The organism is Rhizobium redzepovicii (genome assembly GCF_019793435.1).
GTDB lineage: Bacteria > Pseudomonadota > Alphaproteobacteria > Rhizobiales > Rhizobiaceae > Rhizobium > Rhizobium redzepovicii.
In genome coordinates this window covers 14,722-28,939 of record NZ_JAILYH010000024.1, presented here as the reverse complement: position 1 = coordinate 28,939, position 14,218 = coordinate 14,722, and the positions used below count along the sequence as shown (strand labels likewise).

Sequence of the window (14,218 nt, the reverse complement as noted above, 5' to 3'; positions counted from 1 at the left end):
TTGCTATCAGTCGCTCTAGCTTGAACCAGTTGCTATTCGCAATCGGTTTGTTGCGGTGAATGCAATCCACAAGGAGGATGGACATGAGAAAGATTATCGTCTGGAACCTGATGACCCTCGACGGCTATTTCGAAGGCACCAAGCCTTGGGATATCGACTTCCACAATCTCGCCTGGGGGCCGGAGCTGCAGCACTATGCCGAGCAATTCGGCGAGGAAGGCGATCTCCTGGTCTTCGGCCGCAAGACCTATGAGGGCATGGCCTCCTACTGGCCGACCGCCGAAAGCGAAGACACAATCAAAGCCTATATGAACGGCATCGCCAAAATCGCCGTGTCGCGGACGATGACCGAGCCCGGCTGGAACAATGCCCGCGTCGTCAGCGATCCGATCCCGGAACTGACGCGGCTGAAGCAGGAAGACGGCAAAACGATCTTCATCTTCGGCAGTGCCGAGCTCGCCGATAGCCTGCTGAAAGCGGGTCTTATCGATGAAATCAGGGTCTGCGTGGTGCCCGTCATCCTCGGCGGCGGCAACCCGCTCTTCAAGCCTGCCGAGGGCCAGGTGCCGCTGAAGCTCATCGAATCCTCGACGACGCAGGGCGGTGCGGTGATCCTGCGCTACGAGCCGGTGAAAGCGTAGCGTCTTAGACTATCTGATGACGCCGGCGGCCCAATCTGGGGCCGCATTCGGCTTTTCCTGCGGAAATGGCGCCTCTATCATCATCCCCGAAGATTGGGGAGACGGAGCATGGCAGAAGGCGCTGACCTGTCGCTTGCGCAAGAACAAGATGAACGGCCGGCGGTGGATACACCGGTGGAGATCCGATGCAGCGATGGCGTGATGCTCCGCGGCCACCTTTGGACCTCGGGCGGGGCGAAAGCTCACGCCAGCGTCATCATCAATCCCGCGACCGGCGTGCTTGCACGTTATTATCACCGTTACGCCCAGTTTCTCGCCGCTCATGGTTTCGACGTTCTGACCTATGACTACCGCGGCATTGGGCTTTCGAGGCCGGCGCGGCTCCGCGGCTGCGGTTATCGGTGGCGGGAGTGGGGCGAAAAGGATTTCGACGCGGCGCTGCGGTTTATGGACGGACGGGCGGACCAGCCGCTTTGCATCGTCGGCCACAGCATCGGCGGTTTTCTGCCCGGCCTCTCGAAATATGCCGGCCGGATCGACCGCATTCTGACGATGGGCGCCCAATACGCCTATTGGCGCGATTATGCGCCGGCGCGCCGAATGCGGCTGCTGATGAAATGGCACGTCGCCATGCCGGCGCTGACGGCGCTCTTCGGCTATTTTCCCGGCAAACGCCTCGGCTGGCTCGAGGATCTGCCGGCCGGCGTCGCCCATGAATGGAGCTTTCGCCGGGCGCGCATGGAAATGAGCCACCCGGCTGCGGAGCGGGACGAGGTGCTCGCGCGTTTTGCTGCGGTGACCGCACCTATCCTGGCCGTCGCCATGTCGGACGACGAGCTCGGAACCGTGCCGGCGATCCGTCGCACGCTTGCCTATTACTGCAATGCCGAGATCGACGAAGTGCTGTTGCGTCCCGCCGATCTCGGCTTCGAGGCGATCGGCCATTTCGGCCTGTTCCATTCACGTCATTGCGAGGGTTTCTGGCGCGATAGCGTCCTCTGGCTGCGCGACGGCATCCATCCCTGGACGGCACAGGCAGCCCTTCAGAAAACTTCGTATTCGACTAAAAACCGGTTTTTAACATTTACGAGTTAGTAATCTCTCGGAAACGAGAGATTTTGTCATGCGTACTCGTATCGTTCTGACCGCTGTGGGTCTCGCGCTGCTCGCCGGCTGCGCGACGGCGCCGAAGCAGACGCGGAACATCTGCGCCGTCTTCGACGAGCGCGACGGACTTTTCTCCAGCTGGCAGAGTGCGGCCGAGCGGACGGAAAAGAAATACGGCGTGCCGGTGCCGATCCTGATGGCGACGATGTATACCGAATCCGGCTTCCAGCCCTACGCGCGGCCGCCCCGCACCAAACTGTTCGGCTTCATTCCCTGGACGCGGCCTTCGACCGCTTACGGCTATTCGCAGGCGCTCGACGGAACGTGGGACCATTATCAGTCGCAGACCGGGAACTGGACGGCGCGGCGGGCGAACTTCGCCGACGCGATCGATTTCATCGGCTGGTACCACGCCCAGAACAGCGCCGAGACCGGCATTCCGCTGAACGATGCTTATAATCTCTATCTCGCCTATTACTCCGGCCCGACCGGATACAAACGCGGCGACTGGCGCTCGAACGGGCAATTGCAGCAGACCGCGCAGAAGTTCGCGCGGATGGCTGGGACCTATCAGCAGCAGTTGCAGGGGTGTGATTAGCGATATTGGGGCGTGCCGTGTGGCGCCTCCCTCTGCCCTGCCGGGCATCCCCCCGCAGGTGGGGAGATCGCTACCCCCGCAAATTCCCGTACCTGACCGAATAAATCCGATCTCGCCCCAGCAGATGTGCGATCAGTGACCCCTTGTCGAACAGGCCTTTCATCGCCTGATGGCCGAGATCGAGGCCGCCGCTCATGACGCCGAAGGCGGGCATCAGGAGGCGGGCGCCGTCGGTGGCGAAGCAGGGACGGCGGATGGATCTGTCGCGGCGGCGCACCGTTGCCGACGGGTGCAGGTGGCCGGCGATTTCGCCGCTCTGCAAGCCGTTCCTCGGCTCATGGCGAAAAGTCAGGCCGGCATAGTGCATTTCGTCGACGGAGGTGCCGGGCAGATCGACGACGCCGTCGGGATCGTGGTTGCCGTTGACCCAGATCCATTCGCGGCCGCGGGCCATGGCGACGATCAGCGCCCGAAAATTCTCCGGCAGATGTTTGGAGCCGATGCGATCGTGAAAATTGTCGCCGAGCGAAACGACGAGCTTCGGATCATAACGGGAAATGAGGGCGGCAAGCACGGTCAGCGTCGCCAGCGTATCATAGGGCGGCAGCATCATGCCGCGGCGGGCGAAGGCGGCACCTTTTTCCAGATGCAGGTCGGAGACGACGAGCAGGCCGGCGTCCGGCAGATAGAGGGCGCCGAGCGGATCGCAGACAGCGGCAATGCCATGGACCGATGTCTCGATGCCGGGGATCGCAGCCAATCCGGATATGTCGCGCGCCAGCGCCAGGCGGTTCATCACTATCGTCGTTTCCAATTCTCGTCAGGCCCAATCTCTTCGGGCCCAATCTCTTCGGGCCCAGTCTCCTCAGGCGAGCGCCTCGGCGATCAGATCGTCGGCCGCCTCGGCCAAGAGCGCGTCATGGGCCTCGCCCGGCACCGCCTCGCGTCCGATCTCCAGCATCACCGGCACGGCAAGCGGAGAAATATGGTCGAGCGGGCGATGGGTGATGTGGCCCCTGATTCGCTTCAGCATATCGCCAAGGCGGCCAATATCCAAAAGTCCCGTCGCCGCATCCTGCCGCGTCGCCTGCAAAAGGATGTGATCCGGCTCGTGGCTGCGCAGCACATCATAGATCAGATCGGCCGAGACGGTGATCTGCCGGCCGCTCTTTTCCTTGCCCGGATGACGGCGCTCGATCAAGCCTGCAATCACGGCGCAATTGCGGAAGGTGCGCTTCAGCAGGAAGGATTCGTCGAGCCAGGCTTCGAGATCGTCACCGAGCATGTCCTCGTCGAAGAGGTCGGAAAGGCTGAGCCGGCCATTGCCGATCATCAGCCCCATATCCTCGAGACCCCAGACGGCCAGCGAATAATCGGTGGCGACGAAGCCGAGTGGCTTGGCGCCGGCCCGCTCTAGCCGGCGGGTCAGCAGCATGCCGAGCGTCTGATGGGCGAGACGGCCCTCGAAGGGATAGGCAACCATATAGCCGCGGCTGCCGCGCGGAAAGGTTTCGATCAGGAACTCGTCGCGCTTCGGCAGCATCGACTTGTCGTCCTGCAAGGACAGCCAATCGCGCACCTGATCCGGCAGATGGCGCCAGCGGTCAGGATCGGCAATCATCGCCCGCACCTGCTCGGCGAGATAGGTCGACAGCGGAAACTTGCCGCCGTTGTAGGAGGGGATTTTCGGATCGAGCGAAAAGGCCTGCGAGGCCAGGCATTCGTTTTCGCGAATGCCCTCGAAACGCAGCACCTTGCCGGAGAAGACGAAAGTATCGCCCGGCGACAATTGCTCGAGGAAATATTCCTCGACCTTTCCCAGCGTGGCGCCGCCGCGGCCGATCCGGCCGCCCTCGCCGCGCTTGACCATGCGGATGTTCAGCATCGGGCTTTCGACGATGGTGCCGAGATTGAGGCGATATTGCTGGGCGACGGCCGGATTGGAGACACGCCAGCGGCCCTCCTTGGTCTTGCGGATGCGGGCATAACGCTCATAGGTGCGGAGCGCATAACCGCCGGTCGCGACGAAATCGACGATGCGCTCGAAGGTCTCCCAGCTGAGATCGGCATAGGGCGAGGCGCTGACGATTTCGTCGTAGAGATCCAGCATGTCGAAGGGTTCGGCGCAGGCCATGCCGAGCACGTGCTGGGCGAGCACGTCGAGCGCGCCGCGGCCGACGGGCGGCGTGTCCTGGGCGCCGATATAATTGGCGTCGAGCGCTGCCTGACACTCCATCACCTCGAAACGGTTGGCCGGTACGAGGATCGCCTTCGACGGCTCGTCCATGCGGTGATTGGCGCGGCCGATGCGCTGGGCAAGGCGCGAGGCGCCCTTCGGCGCGCCGACATGGATGACCAGATCGACATCGCCCCAGTCGATGCCGAGATCGAGCGTCGAGGTGGCCACGACGGCGCGCAGCCGGTTTTCGGCCATCGCCGCCTCGACCTTGCGGCGCTGGGCGACATCGAGCGAACCGTGATGGAGGGCGATCGGCAGGTTGTCGTCATTGATCGTCCAGAGTTCCTGGAACAGCATTTCCGCCTGGCTGCGGGTATTGACGAAGAGCAGCGTCGTCTGGTGGTCGAGGAGCTGCCGGTAGACATCGGGAATGGCATATTTGGCGGAATGGCCGGCCCAGGGAATGCGCTCTTCGGTCGACAGGATCGAGATATCCGGCTTGGCGCCGCCTTCGACGACGACGAGACCGGCATGGTGTTCCCTGCTCTCCTGCCCGCTGCCCTCTTGTTGGGCGACCAGCCATTTCTGCAGATCCATCGGTTCGGCGACAGTCGCCGACAGGCCGATCGTCTGGAGGCCGGGGGCAAGACGTCGCAGACGCGCAAGGCCGAGCGACAGCATATGACCGCGCTTGGAGGTGACGAGCGAATGCAGCTCGTCGAGCACGACATATTTCAGATCCCTGAAGAAGCGCTCGGCCTCGCGGTTGGCGAGAAGCAGGGCGACTTGTTCGGGCGTCGTCAGCAGAATATCCGGCGGATTGAGCTTCTGGCGCTGGCGCTTGGCGTTCGGCGTATCGCCGGTGCGGTTTTCGACGGTGACCGGCAGGCCCATTTCCGCCACCGGCTTCATCAGGTTGCGCTCGATGTCGATTGCCAGCGCCTTCAGCGGCGAGACATAGAGCGTGTGAATGCCGGTGAAGGCGGAGCCGGGCGGAATTTTGCCGCGGCGGGTAAGATCGGTCAGCGACGGCAGAAAACCGGCAAGCGTCTTGCCGGCGCCGGTGGGCGCAATCAGCAGCGTGCTTTCACCGGCCTCGGCGCGGGACAGCAGCTCCAGCTGATGCGCGCGCGGCCGCCAGCCCTTTTCCGCAAACCAGCGGGTAAAGGCGGCAGGCAGCAAAGCGCGGGCTTCGGAATCGATCTGGTCCACGCCCTGAAGGTAGTGAAATAGGAAGGAAAAAGAAGAGCGTCCATCGCCTCATACGGCGATATAGCGGTCCTTGCGATGGTTGATGGCAAGCGTGAGGTTGAACACGACCGCGCCGAGCACGGAGCAGGCGATGATCGAGGGGCTGGCGACCAGGAAGGAGAGCGCCAGGATGACGCAGTCGAAGCCGAGCTGGACGAGGCCGGCGCGCCAGCCGAGCCGATCCTGGATATAGAGGGCGAGAATGCCGATGCCGCCGAGGCTGGCGCGGTGACGGAAGAGCGCCAGGCCGGCGCCGATGACGAGGCCGCCGAAGAGCGCACCGGCGATCGGATTGACATGCCCGATACCGATAAAGCCAGGGACGAATTCCGACAGGACCGAAGTCAGCGCGATGGCGGCGAAGGTCTTGATGGTGAAGGCAGGCCCCATGCGGCGGAAGGCGAGATAATAAAAGGGCAGGTTCACGGCAAAGAAGCAGAGGCCGAAGCTGAAGCCGGTCGCGTAATGGGCGAGGAAGGCGAGACCGGCCGTGCCGCCGGCAAGCAGCCCGGCGCCGGAGAGCAGCGAGACACCGAGCACGGCGAGCATGCTGCCGGCGACGATGCCCTGGGCGTCGTCGAACAGCGAGTGGCGGTCGGCGCTGGAGTTCAGAAGGCCTGTGAAGGCGTTGGCTGCCATGATCTTCCCCTGTCGTTTTTCCCGTTTCTATCCGCCGTCGGGAGAAAGGCAAGCCGCCAGCCGTAAGGTCTGCTCTTGACAGCCGATATAATCATGGATATCTTTTATCCACGATTAGGAGATTGCCTCGATGAAGATGAGCGATGGCGTCGAGCAGGCCATTCACAGCGTTGCGATGCTTTCCGGCCTTTCCGAGAGCGGCGTGCTGTCGGCCGCAGCCCTGGCAGAATTCCACGGTGTGTCGACGAGCTATCTGTTGAAACATCTGCAGGCGCTGTCTGGCGCCGGCATCCTCGATACCGTGCCGGGGCCGAAAGGCGGATACCGGCTGGCAAAGGCGGCGGAAGAGATTTCGCTGCTCGATATCCTGCTCGCGGTCGAAGGACCGGCGCCGGCGTTCCGCTGCGCCGAAATCCGCCAGCGCGGGCCGAACCCTGTCTCCGATCGCTTCTTTGCCAAGCCATGCAATATCAGCGCGGCGATGCTCCGGGCAGAACGGGTCTACCGGGCCGAACTGGCCAAGACCAGCATTGCCGATCTCGGCATCGAATTGAATGCCCTCGACGATGGATCGATCGCAGCCAGAGGCTGCGCCTTCCTTGAAATCCATGAACGCAAGACGGCTCGCTGAGCCATATCAAAGGAGAAGACCATGCAACCCCGTTTCAACTTCGCCAAAGCCGCCCCCGATGCCTACAAGGCGGTCGCCGCACTCGAGCAGTACGTCCAGTCTTCCGGGCTGGAGCGCCGCTTCATCCACCTGATCAAGCTGCGCGCCTCGCAGATCAACGGCTGCGCCTATTGCGTCGACATGCATGTGAAGGAAGCCCGCCATGATGGGCTCTCCGAGCAGTGGATCAACCTGATGTGCGTCTGGCGGGAATCGCCTGTTTATGACGCCAGAGAACGGGCACTGCTCGGCTGGGTCGATGCGGTGACGAACCTTGCCAAAACCGGCGCACCGGATGCCGATTACGAGGCGCTGAAGGCGCATTTCTCCGAGGAGGAGATGACCAAGATCACCGTGGCGATCGGCGCGATCAATATCTGGAACCGGCTTGCCGTCGGCTTCCGCTCGCAACATCCGATCGATGCTGCCGTCAAGGCCGCTTGAGGCCAATGCCACGGGGTTGAGGCTGGGGGCTGAACCCAGGCAAACGTCGGGGCCACACGGCACCGCGCTGAACCAGGAAGTGCGACGTGTCATCCGCTGCGTCAACGGCGAGTTTGGCAAAACAGGCCCCCACCCTCCGTCATCCCAGGCCTTGAGCCTGGGATCAATGGCCCCGCCGCGGTGGGGCGGCGTGGATCCTCGGATCAAGCCCGAGGAGGACGGAGTGTGGGGTGATTTTTGGAGCAAGAACAGCGAGGAATCGGGGCCCGGCTGCGATTTTTACGTGGGCTTCTCAACTCCATCATCTGCCCTCCAGGCGCCTTCATGATGGCATCCCGGCGACCGACCCGAAAAATTCGGGTCGGTTGAATATAAGGTCACTCGTAATTCGGAGTGGCTCGTACAGCAACGGCGTCAGGCGATAAGCCCGAAAGGTCGATGCTGTTGAAGAGGTCGCGGACGACTTTCGCGATTTCCTCTGCGGAAGCGCCTTTGGCGTATTCTTCCTGCATGCGGCGTCTCACAAGCTTTTCCAAATCTGACATAACTCACCTCATCAAATCCGGCGCGGGAAGAAGTGTCGCGCCGGGAGGGGCTTCAGGCAAGTTACGTTTTGTTTAGAATGGCTTACCGATTTGTAATGTCAGAGCGCGATGTACCTGTCGGCGCGATGGTTGATGGCGACGAAGAGGTTGAGGACGACGGCGCCGAGGACGGAATAGAAGACCACCGGCGGCGTGGCGACGAAGAAGGCAGCGGCGAGCACGCAGAGGTCGATGGCGAGCTGGACGAGGCCGGCGCGGATGCCGAACCGCTCCTGCAGATAGACGCCGAGAATGCCGACGCCACCGAGACTGGCGCGGTGGCGATAGAGCGCCAGCACGCCGAAGCCGAGCAACAGGCCGCCGAGAAGGGCGGCCCAGGCCGGGTGGATGCTGGAAATGGAGAAGAAGCGCGACTGCACGTCGGCCAGTACCGAGGTCAGGCCGATGGCGACGAAGGTCTTGATCGTGAAAGCCATGCCGAGACGCTTCCAGGAGAGCCAGAAGAACGGCAGGTTGAGCAGGAAGAAGGCAAGGCCGAAATTGACGCCGAAGGCATAATGCAGGAGGAAGGCAACACCGGCGGTGCTGCCGGTCAAAAGCCCGGCACTGGCGAGCACGTAGAGGCCGAGTGCGGCGACCAGGCTGCCGGAGAATATGCCCTGCACGTCCTCGATCGGGGCATGGCGCGTAGCGCTGGTATTCCAGAAGCCAAGGGCATTGATGAGCTGTGTCATGTCGCCAGTCTCCAACAGCAGACGCGTTCGGGAACACGTCCGGGGGAAAAGCCGGACGCGGTGGTTTTGATTGTGAAATGGACAGGATCGCCCGGCGTTTTGGCCGCGCTTTCTGCGGATAGCTGTGCAATATCAGTGTTCTGGCGTGCCGAGCAAGTGAAATAGGTAAGCAATGCTGTCCTATTAAAAAATCGCAAGAAATATTCGCTCACGCGGGTTTGCGCGTAAGAAACAGAATGCCGGCAACCGGTTTGCCGCCATCTTTGCGAATGACCGTCTTGATGATCTTCAGGATTTCGAGGCCGTGGCGGGCAGCGAGCTGCCTCACATAGGCCTCCGAATGGGCGTAACGCAGCGACGGCGCGAGGTGGAAGCCCCCGCTGTCCCCTGCATCCTCGACGGAAAAGGCGATGTCGGCGCCCGATGCGGCGAGGTCCTCGATGATGGCAAAGACGCTTTCGAGATTGCCGAGATACATCAGCACGTCGGCGGCCGTTACCAGCTCGGCGCGATGGCGCGCGGCGTCGGCGAACAAGCCGGAGAAATTGGGCGCCAGCGAGAGATCGGCCCGGGCGAGGTGATCATAGACTCCCTTCTCGGCGGCTTTGGCCAGCATGTTCTGCGAGAGGTCGAAGCCTTCGAGGCGGCTGACGCCGGCGCGGATCTCGGGGCCGAGCAGGCCGGTGCCGCAGCCGAGATCGACGGCACGTGCGTAATGCCTGCCGGTGGATGCGACGAGGGCTGCGAGCTTCTGCGGGACGGTGTAATCGAGTTTCTCGACGAGCGCCGATTCGAAACGGTCGGCATAGTCGTCGAACAGGCGCTCGACATAGCGGCTCGGCGGCCGGTCGGGTGTGGCGCCGTCGCCGAGAAGGGCGAGCTTGAGGGCGGCGCCGAAAATGTCGTCGGGATCAAGGGTAAGCGTGTTGCGATAGGCCTCGATCGCGGCCTCGCCGCTGCCCGCCTTTTCGCGATAGGTGGCAAGGCGATACCAGCCGGCGGCCCAGCCGGGCACGAGTTCGAGGGCCTGTTCCATCAGCTCGGCGGCCGCTTCCGGCTCGCCGCCCTCGTCGAGCATTCGGGCATAATCGGCGCGGCGGTCGGCGATGACGTCGCCTGAGGAAAGCTGGTGAGGCTGCATCATCGGCTCTTTATTTGACGCATGTCGTTGCGCTGCACAGTTTTACGTGGCCCGCATCTGGCGGCGGCCACAAAAAAACTCAAGTCCTATTTCAGAGGCGAAGCGGCCAATCCCCGAAAGGGCTTGCGGGCAACACGCCGCAACCTTATTCCAAGGGCAAACAGGAGATGGCGCATGTCCGATCAGGTGAACAGGTTCCTCGGCGATTCCTTCGCCCGCACATTGATAAAGCTTGTCGTCGTGTCGCTGATCGTCGGTTTCGTCATGACCGTGTTCGGCCTGACGCCGTGGAACATCATCTATGGCTTCCGCGACTTCATCCTGGAGATCTGGCATCGCGGTTTTTCAGCGCTCGGGCGCGTCGGCGACTACCTCCTCCTCGGGGCGACGATCGTCATCCCGCTTTTCGTCATCCTTCGCCTTTTCAGCTATCGCCGGTAACATGACATCGATCGATCTTTCCAGGCGCAGCCTGCTCATCCTTTCCGGGCTTTCGCTTGCCGCCGGCATCGCCGGCTGCACCACCACCCCGCGCCTTGCCGGCACGCCTTCGAACGGCGAGGACGAAACGGCGAGCGTATTGCCGCTGGTCAACCAACTGAGAGCGAAGAACGGCTTGCCGCCGCTAGCTGTCGATCCGGCGGCGAGCACCGCCGCGCTGTTCCAGGCCAAACGCATGGCAAGTGCCGGTAAGATGGCGCATCTGATGGGGCTGACCGACAGTTTCGGCGCCCGTGTCAAGGCGAGCGGCGTCCGGCTGCCGGCGGCGGAGAATATCGCCTCCGGCCAGCAGAGCGTCGATGCGGTGGTGACCGCCTGGATCAACTCGCCGCATCATCTGGAAAACATGCTCGGGCGCTATGACGGCCTCGGCGTCGCCGTTGCCCACAATTCAGCTTCCCGGAACCTGCCCTATTGGGCCATGGTGCTGTCGAGCTGAGGCGATTCGGCCTCGATATCAGGCCATGGATGGATACGCACAATAACAGGTTCGCCTTCGAGGTGACGCACCGGCTGGTGCTGTCGATCGCCATTCCGATGACGCTCGGCTTCATGACGACGCCGATGCTCGGGCTGACCAACACCGCCGTCGTCGGCCGTATGGGTGATCCGGAAGCGCTGGCGGGGCTGGCGATCGGTGCGATGCTGTTCGATCTGATCATGGGCAGCTTCAATTTCCTGCGCGCCTCGACGACCGGCCTGACGGCGCAGGCCTATGGGCGGCGCGACCAGCACGAGCAGCAGGCGGTCTTCTCCCGGGCGCTGATTTCGGCGCTCGGCTGCGGGCTGGCTCTGCTCTTTCTTTCGCCGCTGCTGAATACGGCGGGGTTGCGGCTGATGGGCGCGGAAGGCGCGATCGCAGAGGCGACCAGCACCTATTTCTCGATCCGGATTCTCGCTGCACCGGCTGCACTTGCGAATTACGCCATTCTCGGCTTCGTGCTCGGGCGCGGACAGGGCAAGATCGGGCTGCTGCTGCAGGCGATCATCAACGGCATGAATATCCTGCTGTCGATCTATCTCGGCCTGACGCTCGACTGGGGCGTGGCGGGAGTCGCCTGGGGAACGATGGCCGGCGAGATGGCCGGCGCGCTTGCCGGGCTTTCCATCGTGCTTAGCGGCTTTGCCAAGGCCGAGCGGCCGGCATGGGCGGAGATCTTTTCGCGGCATCGGCTGGCCGAGCTTTTCGCCCTCAACCGCGACATCCTGATCCGCACCTTCGTGCTGATCGGCGCCTTCACCATCATGACGCGGATCGGCACCAGCTTCGGCGCGGTCACACTTGCCGCCAATGCCGTGCTGATGAATTTCGTCCTGCTCTCCAGCTATTATCTCGACGGGCTTGCCAATGCCGCCGAGCAGATCACCGGCCGGGCGATCGGCGCACGTTACCGGCCGGCCTTCGACCGCGGGCTGAAGCTGACGATCCTGTGGTCCTTCGGGCTGGCAGCGATCGTTTCCGCTTTCTTCTTCCTCGCCGGTCCCTGGCTGATCTCGGTGCTGACGACTTCGCCCGAGGTGCGGCAGGCGGCAGCAACCTATCTGCCCTGGGCGGCGGTGACCGGCCTGACCGGCGCACTCGCCTTCCTGATGGACGGAGTCTTCATTGGCGCGACATGGTCGGCCGAGATGCGCAACCGGATGCTGATGTCCTTTGCCGGCTACCTCGCCATGCTTGCCGTTTTCGTGCCGCTCGTCGGCAATCACGGCCTGTGGCTTGCTATGAACGCCTTCCTGCTCTTCCGGGGCTTTTTCCTGGCCGTGCTGGTCAAGCCGCGGGCCGATCAGACTTTTCGCGCCGCCCAGTAATCCAGCCTGCTGTCGCGCAACTCGCCGATCCCGGATGCCTTTTCGCGGTCCATGAGTTTGGAGAGGCCGCGGACAATATCGCCGGGCAGGCCAGGGCCTTCATAGACCATGCAGGAATAAAGCTGGACGAGATCGGCGCCCGCCCTGATCTTCTCCAGCGCGGTTTCGGCCGAGGAAACGCCGCCGACACCGATGATCGGCAGCGCGGGGCCAACGCGCTTGCGCATTCTGGCAAGCACGGCAGTCGATTTTTCGAACAGCGGCACGCCGGAGAGACCGCCCGTCTCCTTCGCCTGGCGCTGATCTTTCAGTCCGTCACGCGACAGCGTGGTGTTGGAGACGATCAAGCCATCCAGCGCATGCGAGAGCGCTTCCGCCGCGATATCGTCCATGCCTTCCTCGGTCAGATCCGGGGCGATCTTCAGAAAGACCGGCACCTTGCGGCCGGAGGTCGCCGCCATCTCGTCGAGTGCTGCCAGCACCGCCGACAGCAGCGCTGCCAGGCTTTCACGCGCCTGCAGGTCGCGCAGACCGGGCGTGTTCGGCGAGGAGATGTTGGCGGTGAAATAGCGCGCCACCGAATGGAAGCGGCGGATGCCGGCGACGTAATCGGCGATGCGATCCTCGCTGTCCTTGTTGGCGCCGATATTGACGCCGACGATGCCCTTGCCGCTCAGCGCCGCGAGGCGCGCGAAAGCGGCCTCATGGCCTTCATTGTTGAAGCCGAGGCGGTTGATGACAGCCTCATCCTCGACCAGGCGGAAGATGCGCGGCCGGGGATTACCGGCTTGCGGTTTCGGCGTCACCGTGCCGATCTCGGTAAAGCCGAAGCCGAGCTTCAAGAGCGCCTCTGGCACCTCGGCATTCTTGTCATAGCCTGCGGCCATGCCGAGCGGGTTTTCGAAGGTGAGGCCGGCGACGGTCTGGCGCAGGCGCGGATCGGGCGTGATCTGGCAGGCGGGCACGAGGCCGGATTTCAGGGCGGCGATCGACATGCCGTGCGCCGTTTCCGGATCGAACAGGAAGAGACCCCTGCGGGCGAGACGTTTGAAGGGATCGATCATGGCTGCAGCTCCGGGAAGATATGGGCGCCGGTCTCGTCGAGCGGCAACGCCGCTTCCCAGAGCACGGCTTCAAGCGGCAGATCGGCATAGAGATGCGGGAAGAGATCGCCGTTGCGCGAGGGTTCGAATACCAGCTTGTCACCGAAGCCCCCGCCATCGACGGCAATCAACAGCAGGCCGGCCTGGCCGTTAAAATGCAGCGCGGCGGTCTGCTTGGCCTGTTCTGCCGTCGAGAAATGGATGAAGCCGTCCTTGAGATCAATGCCGGCGCCATGAAAAATGCCGGTTTGTCTGGCTTGCTGCCAGAGCGTTTCCGTCACGATCTTGTAAAGGGTCGGTGTCAGGGTCATCATGGCCTCGCGGTTGCTGGTCCTCGATCACCAGCGCTTTGCCGGAAAGAGGCGGCGATGTCCACGCCCCGGCGCTTAAAAACAGGACCCGCACAAGCAAAATCCGGAGGATGAGACGATGAAGATTTTGGTTCTCACACTTGGCGTTCTTCTCCTGCCGTTTGGCGCGGCCGCAGCCGAGGCCGATGCAAGTCGGTTCCAGCTGGAGAAGAGCGGCGACCATTTCGTCCGGCTCGACCGGCAGACCGGGGCCATGTCGATCTGCCTGGACAAGGACGGCGCCCTCGTCTGCCGGATGGCGGCCGACGAACGGGCGGCCTACGAGGACGAACTCGACCGGCTGTCCGAGCGGGTGACGAAGCTGGAACAGGGCGGCCCCATCCAGCGCGCATTGCCGAGCGATGCCGAGATCGACCGCTCGATCAGCATCATGGAGAAGATGATGAAGAGTTTCATGGGGATGGTGAAGGAGTTTCAGGCTGAGGAAAACACCAATCCCCTTCCGCAGAAGACCTGATCTGATATAGTCATATCACTAGGCATGC

At 62.9% G+C, this 14,218-nt stretch carries 17 protein-coding genes; 9 read left to right on the top strand and 8 right to left on the bottom strand.

Annotated features, from left to right (window positions below; translation table 11 throughout):
- Positions 1–83: 83 nt before the first annotated feature.
- The 3 genes from K6N12_RS29485 (at position 84) to K6N12_RS29475 (ending at position 2,346) form a co-directional block, all read left to right on the top strand.
- Complete coding sequence (locus K6N12_RS29485) at positions 84–641, top strand: dihydrofolate reductase family protein (protein WP_097624790.1); 558 nt, start codon at positions 84–86, stop codon at positions 639–641.
- Positions 642–749: 108 nt separating this feature from the next.
- On the top strand, positions 750–1,736 hold the full coding sequence (locus tag K6N12_RS29480) for an alpha/beta hydrolase family protein (protein ID WP_097624789.1): 987 nt from the start codon (positions 750–752) through the stop codon (positions 1,734–1,736).
- 28 nt (positions 1,737–1,764) lie between these two features.
- Positions 1,765–2,346 (top strand): transglycosylase SLT domain-containing protein, encoded by a 582-nt coding sequence (locus K6N12_RS29475; protein ID WP_003588729.1) that lies wholly within the window; start codon positions 1,765–1,767, stop codon positions 2,344–2,346.
- Between the two features lie 70 nt (positions 2,347–2,416).
- Here K6N12_RS29475 and pdeM read toward each other — a convergent pair whose 3' ends face one another.
- The 3 genes from pdeM to K6N12_RS29460 form a co-directional block, all read right to left on the bottom strand.
- Entirely contained in the window at positions 2,417–3,142 is a 726-nt protein-coding gene (pdeM, locus tag K6N12_RS29470) for a ligase-associated DNA damage response endonuclease PdeM (protein ID WP_097624788.1), read from the bottom strand.
- 69 nt (positions 3,143–3,211) lie between these two features.
- Positions 3,212–5,737 (bottom strand): ligase-associated DNA damage response DEXH box helicase, encoded by a 2,526-nt coding sequence (locus K6N12_RS29465; protein ID WP_097624787.1) that lies wholly within the window; start codon positions 5,735–5,737, stop codon positions 3,212–3,214.
- Between the two features lie 48 nt (positions 5,738–5,785).
- A complete protein-coding gene (locus K6N12_RS29460; protein WP_097624786.1) occupies positions 5,786–6,415 on the bottom strand; it encodes a YitT family protein in 630 nt (209 codons plus the stop codon).
- Positions 6,416–6,545: 130 nt separating this feature from the next.
- Between K6N12_RS29460 and K6N12_RS29455 the strand changes: the two genes are divergently transcribed.
- Both K6N12_RS29455 and K6N12_RS29450 read left to right on the top strand, forming a co-directional pair.
- Entirely contained in the window at positions 6,546–7,046 is a 501-nt protein-coding gene (locus K6N12_RS29455; protein WP_097624785.1) for an RrF2 family transcriptional regulator, read from the top strand.
- Positions 7,047–7,067: 21 nt separating this feature from the next.
- A complete protein-coding gene (locus K6N12_RS29450; RefSeq protein WP_097624784.1) occupies positions 7,068–7,529 on the top strand; it encodes a carboxymuconolactone decarboxylase family protein in 462 nt (153 codons plus the stop codon).
- Positions 7,530–7,906: 377 nt separating this feature from the next.
- On the opposite strand, the gene K6N12_RS34695 is transcribed toward K6N12_RS29450, so the two are convergent.
- The 3 genes from K6N12_RS34695 to K6N12_RS29440 form a co-directional block, all read right to left on the bottom strand.
- Positions 7,907–8,041 (bottom strand): hypothetical protein, encoded by a 135-nt coding sequence (locus K6N12_RS34695; RefSeq protein WP_275617445.1) that lies wholly within the window; start codon positions 8,039–8,041, stop codon positions 7,907–7,909.
- A 131-nt stretch (positions 8,042–8,172) separates the two neighbouring features.
- Positions 8,173–8,808 carry a YitT family protein gene (locus K6N12_RS29445; RefSeq protein ID WP_097624783.1) on the bottom strand — a complete coding sequence of 212 codons (636 nt, stop codon included), beginning with the start codon at positions 8,806–8,808 and terminating at the stop codon, positions 8,173–8,175.
- Between the two features lie 208 nt (positions 8,809–9,016).
- On the bottom strand, positions 9,017–9,949 hold the full coding sequence (locus K6N12_RS29440) for a class I SAM-dependent DNA methyltransferase (RefSeq protein WP_097624859.1): 933 nt from the start codon (positions 9,947–9,949) through the stop codon (positions 9,017–9,019).
- A 174-nt stretch (positions 9,950–10,123) separates the two neighbouring features.
- On the opposite strand from K6N12_RS29440, the gene K6N12_RS29435 reads away from it, so the two are divergent.
- Genes K6N12_RS29435 through K6N12_RS29425 form a run of 3 tightly spaced genes read left to right on the top strand, consistent with a single transcriptional unit; the run spans position 10,124 to position 12,259 of the window.
- On the top strand, positions 10,124–10,390 hold the full coding sequence (locus K6N12_RS29435) for a DUF6460 domain-containing protein (RefSeq protein ID WP_064836366.1): 267 nt from the start codon (positions 10,124–10,126) through the stop codon (positions 10,388–10,390).
- Between the two features lies 1 nt (position 10,391).
- A complete protein-coding gene (locus tag K6N12_RS29430; RefSeq protein ID WP_097624782.1) occupies positions 10,392–10,889 on the top strand; it encodes a CAP domain-containing protein in 498 nt (165 codons plus the stop codon).
- A gap of 29 nt (positions 10,890–10,918) precedes the next feature.
- Positions 10,919–12,259, top strand: a complete 1,341-nt coding sequence (locus K6N12_RS29425) for an MATE family efflux transporter (protein ID WP_097624858.1) — start codon at positions 10,919–10,921, stop codon at positions 12,257–12,259.
- On the opposite strand, the gene K6N12_RS29420 is transcribed toward K6N12_RS29425, so the two are convergent.
- Both K6N12_RS29420 and K6N12_RS29415 read right to left on the bottom strand, forming a co-directional pair.
- On the bottom strand, positions 12,235–13,323 hold the full coding sequence (locus K6N12_RS29420) for a quinone-dependent dihydroorotate dehydrogenase (protein WP_097624781.1): 1,089 nt from the start codon (positions 13,321–13,323) through the stop codon (positions 12,235–12,237). The two genes, K6N12_RS29425 and K6N12_RS29420, sit on opposite strands and share 25 nt — an antisense overlap.
- Entirely contained in the window at positions 13,320–13,673 is a 354-nt protein-coding gene (locus K6N12_RS29415; protein ID WP_097624857.1) for a DUF952 domain-containing protein, read from the bottom strand. Before K6N12_RS29415 ends, K6N12_RS29420 begins: the two co-directional genes overlap by 4 nt.
- A 118-nt stretch (positions 13,674–13,791) precedes the next feature.
- Here K6N12_RS29415 and K6N12_RS29410 point away from each other — a divergent pair, with 118 nt between their 5' ends.
- Complete coding sequence (locus K6N12_RS29410) at positions 13,792–14,190, top strand: hypothetical protein (RefSeq protein ID WP_097624780.1); 399 nt, start codon at positions 13,792–13,794, stop codon at positions 14,188–14,190.
- Positions 14,191–14,218: the final 28 nt, after the last annotated feature.

Coding starts and splice junctions, on each gene's coding strand:
- K6N12_RS29485 (WP_097624790.1), top strand. CDS start 84: ATGAGAAAGATTATCGTCTGGAACCTGATGACCCTCGACGGCTATTTC.
- K6N12_RS29430 (WP_097624782.1), top strand. CDS start 10,392: ATGACATCGATCGATCTTTCCAGGCGCAGCCTGCTCATCCTTTCCGGG.
- K6N12_RS29410 (WP_097624780.1), top strand. CDS start 13,792: ATGAAGATTTTGGTTCTCACACTTGGCGTTCTTCTCCTGCCGTTTGGC.
- K6N12_RS29415 (WP_097624857.1), bottom strand. CDS start 13,673: ATGACCCTGACACCGACCCTTTACAAGATCGTGACGGAAACGCTCTGG.
- K6N12_RS29425 (WP_097624858.1), top strand. CDS start 10,919: ATGGATACGCACAATAACAGGTTCGCCTTCGAGGTGACGCACCGGCTG.
- K6N12_RS29480 (WP_097624789.1), top strand. CDS start 750: ATGGCAGAAGGCGCTGACCTGTCGCTTGCGCAAGAACAAGATGAACGG.
- pdeM (WP_097624788.1), bottom strand. CDS start 3,142: ATGAACCGCCTGGCGCTGGCGCGCGACATATCCGGATTGGCTGCGATC.
- K6N12_RS29445 (WP_097624783.1), bottom strand. CDS start 8,808: ATGACACAGCTCATCAATGCCCTTGGCTTCTGGAATACCAGCGCTACG.
- K6N12_RS29435 (WP_064836366.1), top strand. CDS start 10,124: ATGTCCGATCAGGTGAACAGGTTCCTCGGCGATTCCTTCGCCCGCACA.
- K6N12_RS29450 (WP_097624784.1), top strand. CDS start 7,068: ATGCAACCCCGTTTCAACTTCGCCAAAGCCGCCCCCGATGCCTACAAG.
- K6N12_RS29455 (WP_097624785.1), top strand. CDS start 6,546: ATGAAGATGAGCGATGGCGTCGAGCAGGCCATTCACAGCGTTGCGATG.
- K6N12_RS29460 (WP_097624786.1), bottom strand. CDS start 6,415: ATGGCAGCCAACGCCTTCACAGGCCTTCTGAACTCCAGCGCCGACCGC.
- K6N12_RS29475 (WP_003588729.1), top strand. CDS start 1,765: ATGCGTACTCGTATCGTTCTGACCGCTGTGGGTCTCGCGCTGCTCGCC.
- K6N12_RS29420 (WP_097624781.1), bottom strand. CDS start 13,323: ATGATCGATCCCTTCAAACGTCTCGCCCGCAGGGGTCTCTTCCTGTTC.
- K6N12_RS29440 (WP_097624859.1), bottom strand. CDS start 9,949: ATGCAGCCTCACCAGCTTTCCTCAGGCGACGTCATCGCCGACCGCCGC.
- K6N12_RS34695 (WP_275617445.1), bottom strand. CDS start 8,041: ATGCAGGAAGAATACGCCAAAGGCGCTTCCGCAGAGGAAATCGCGAAA.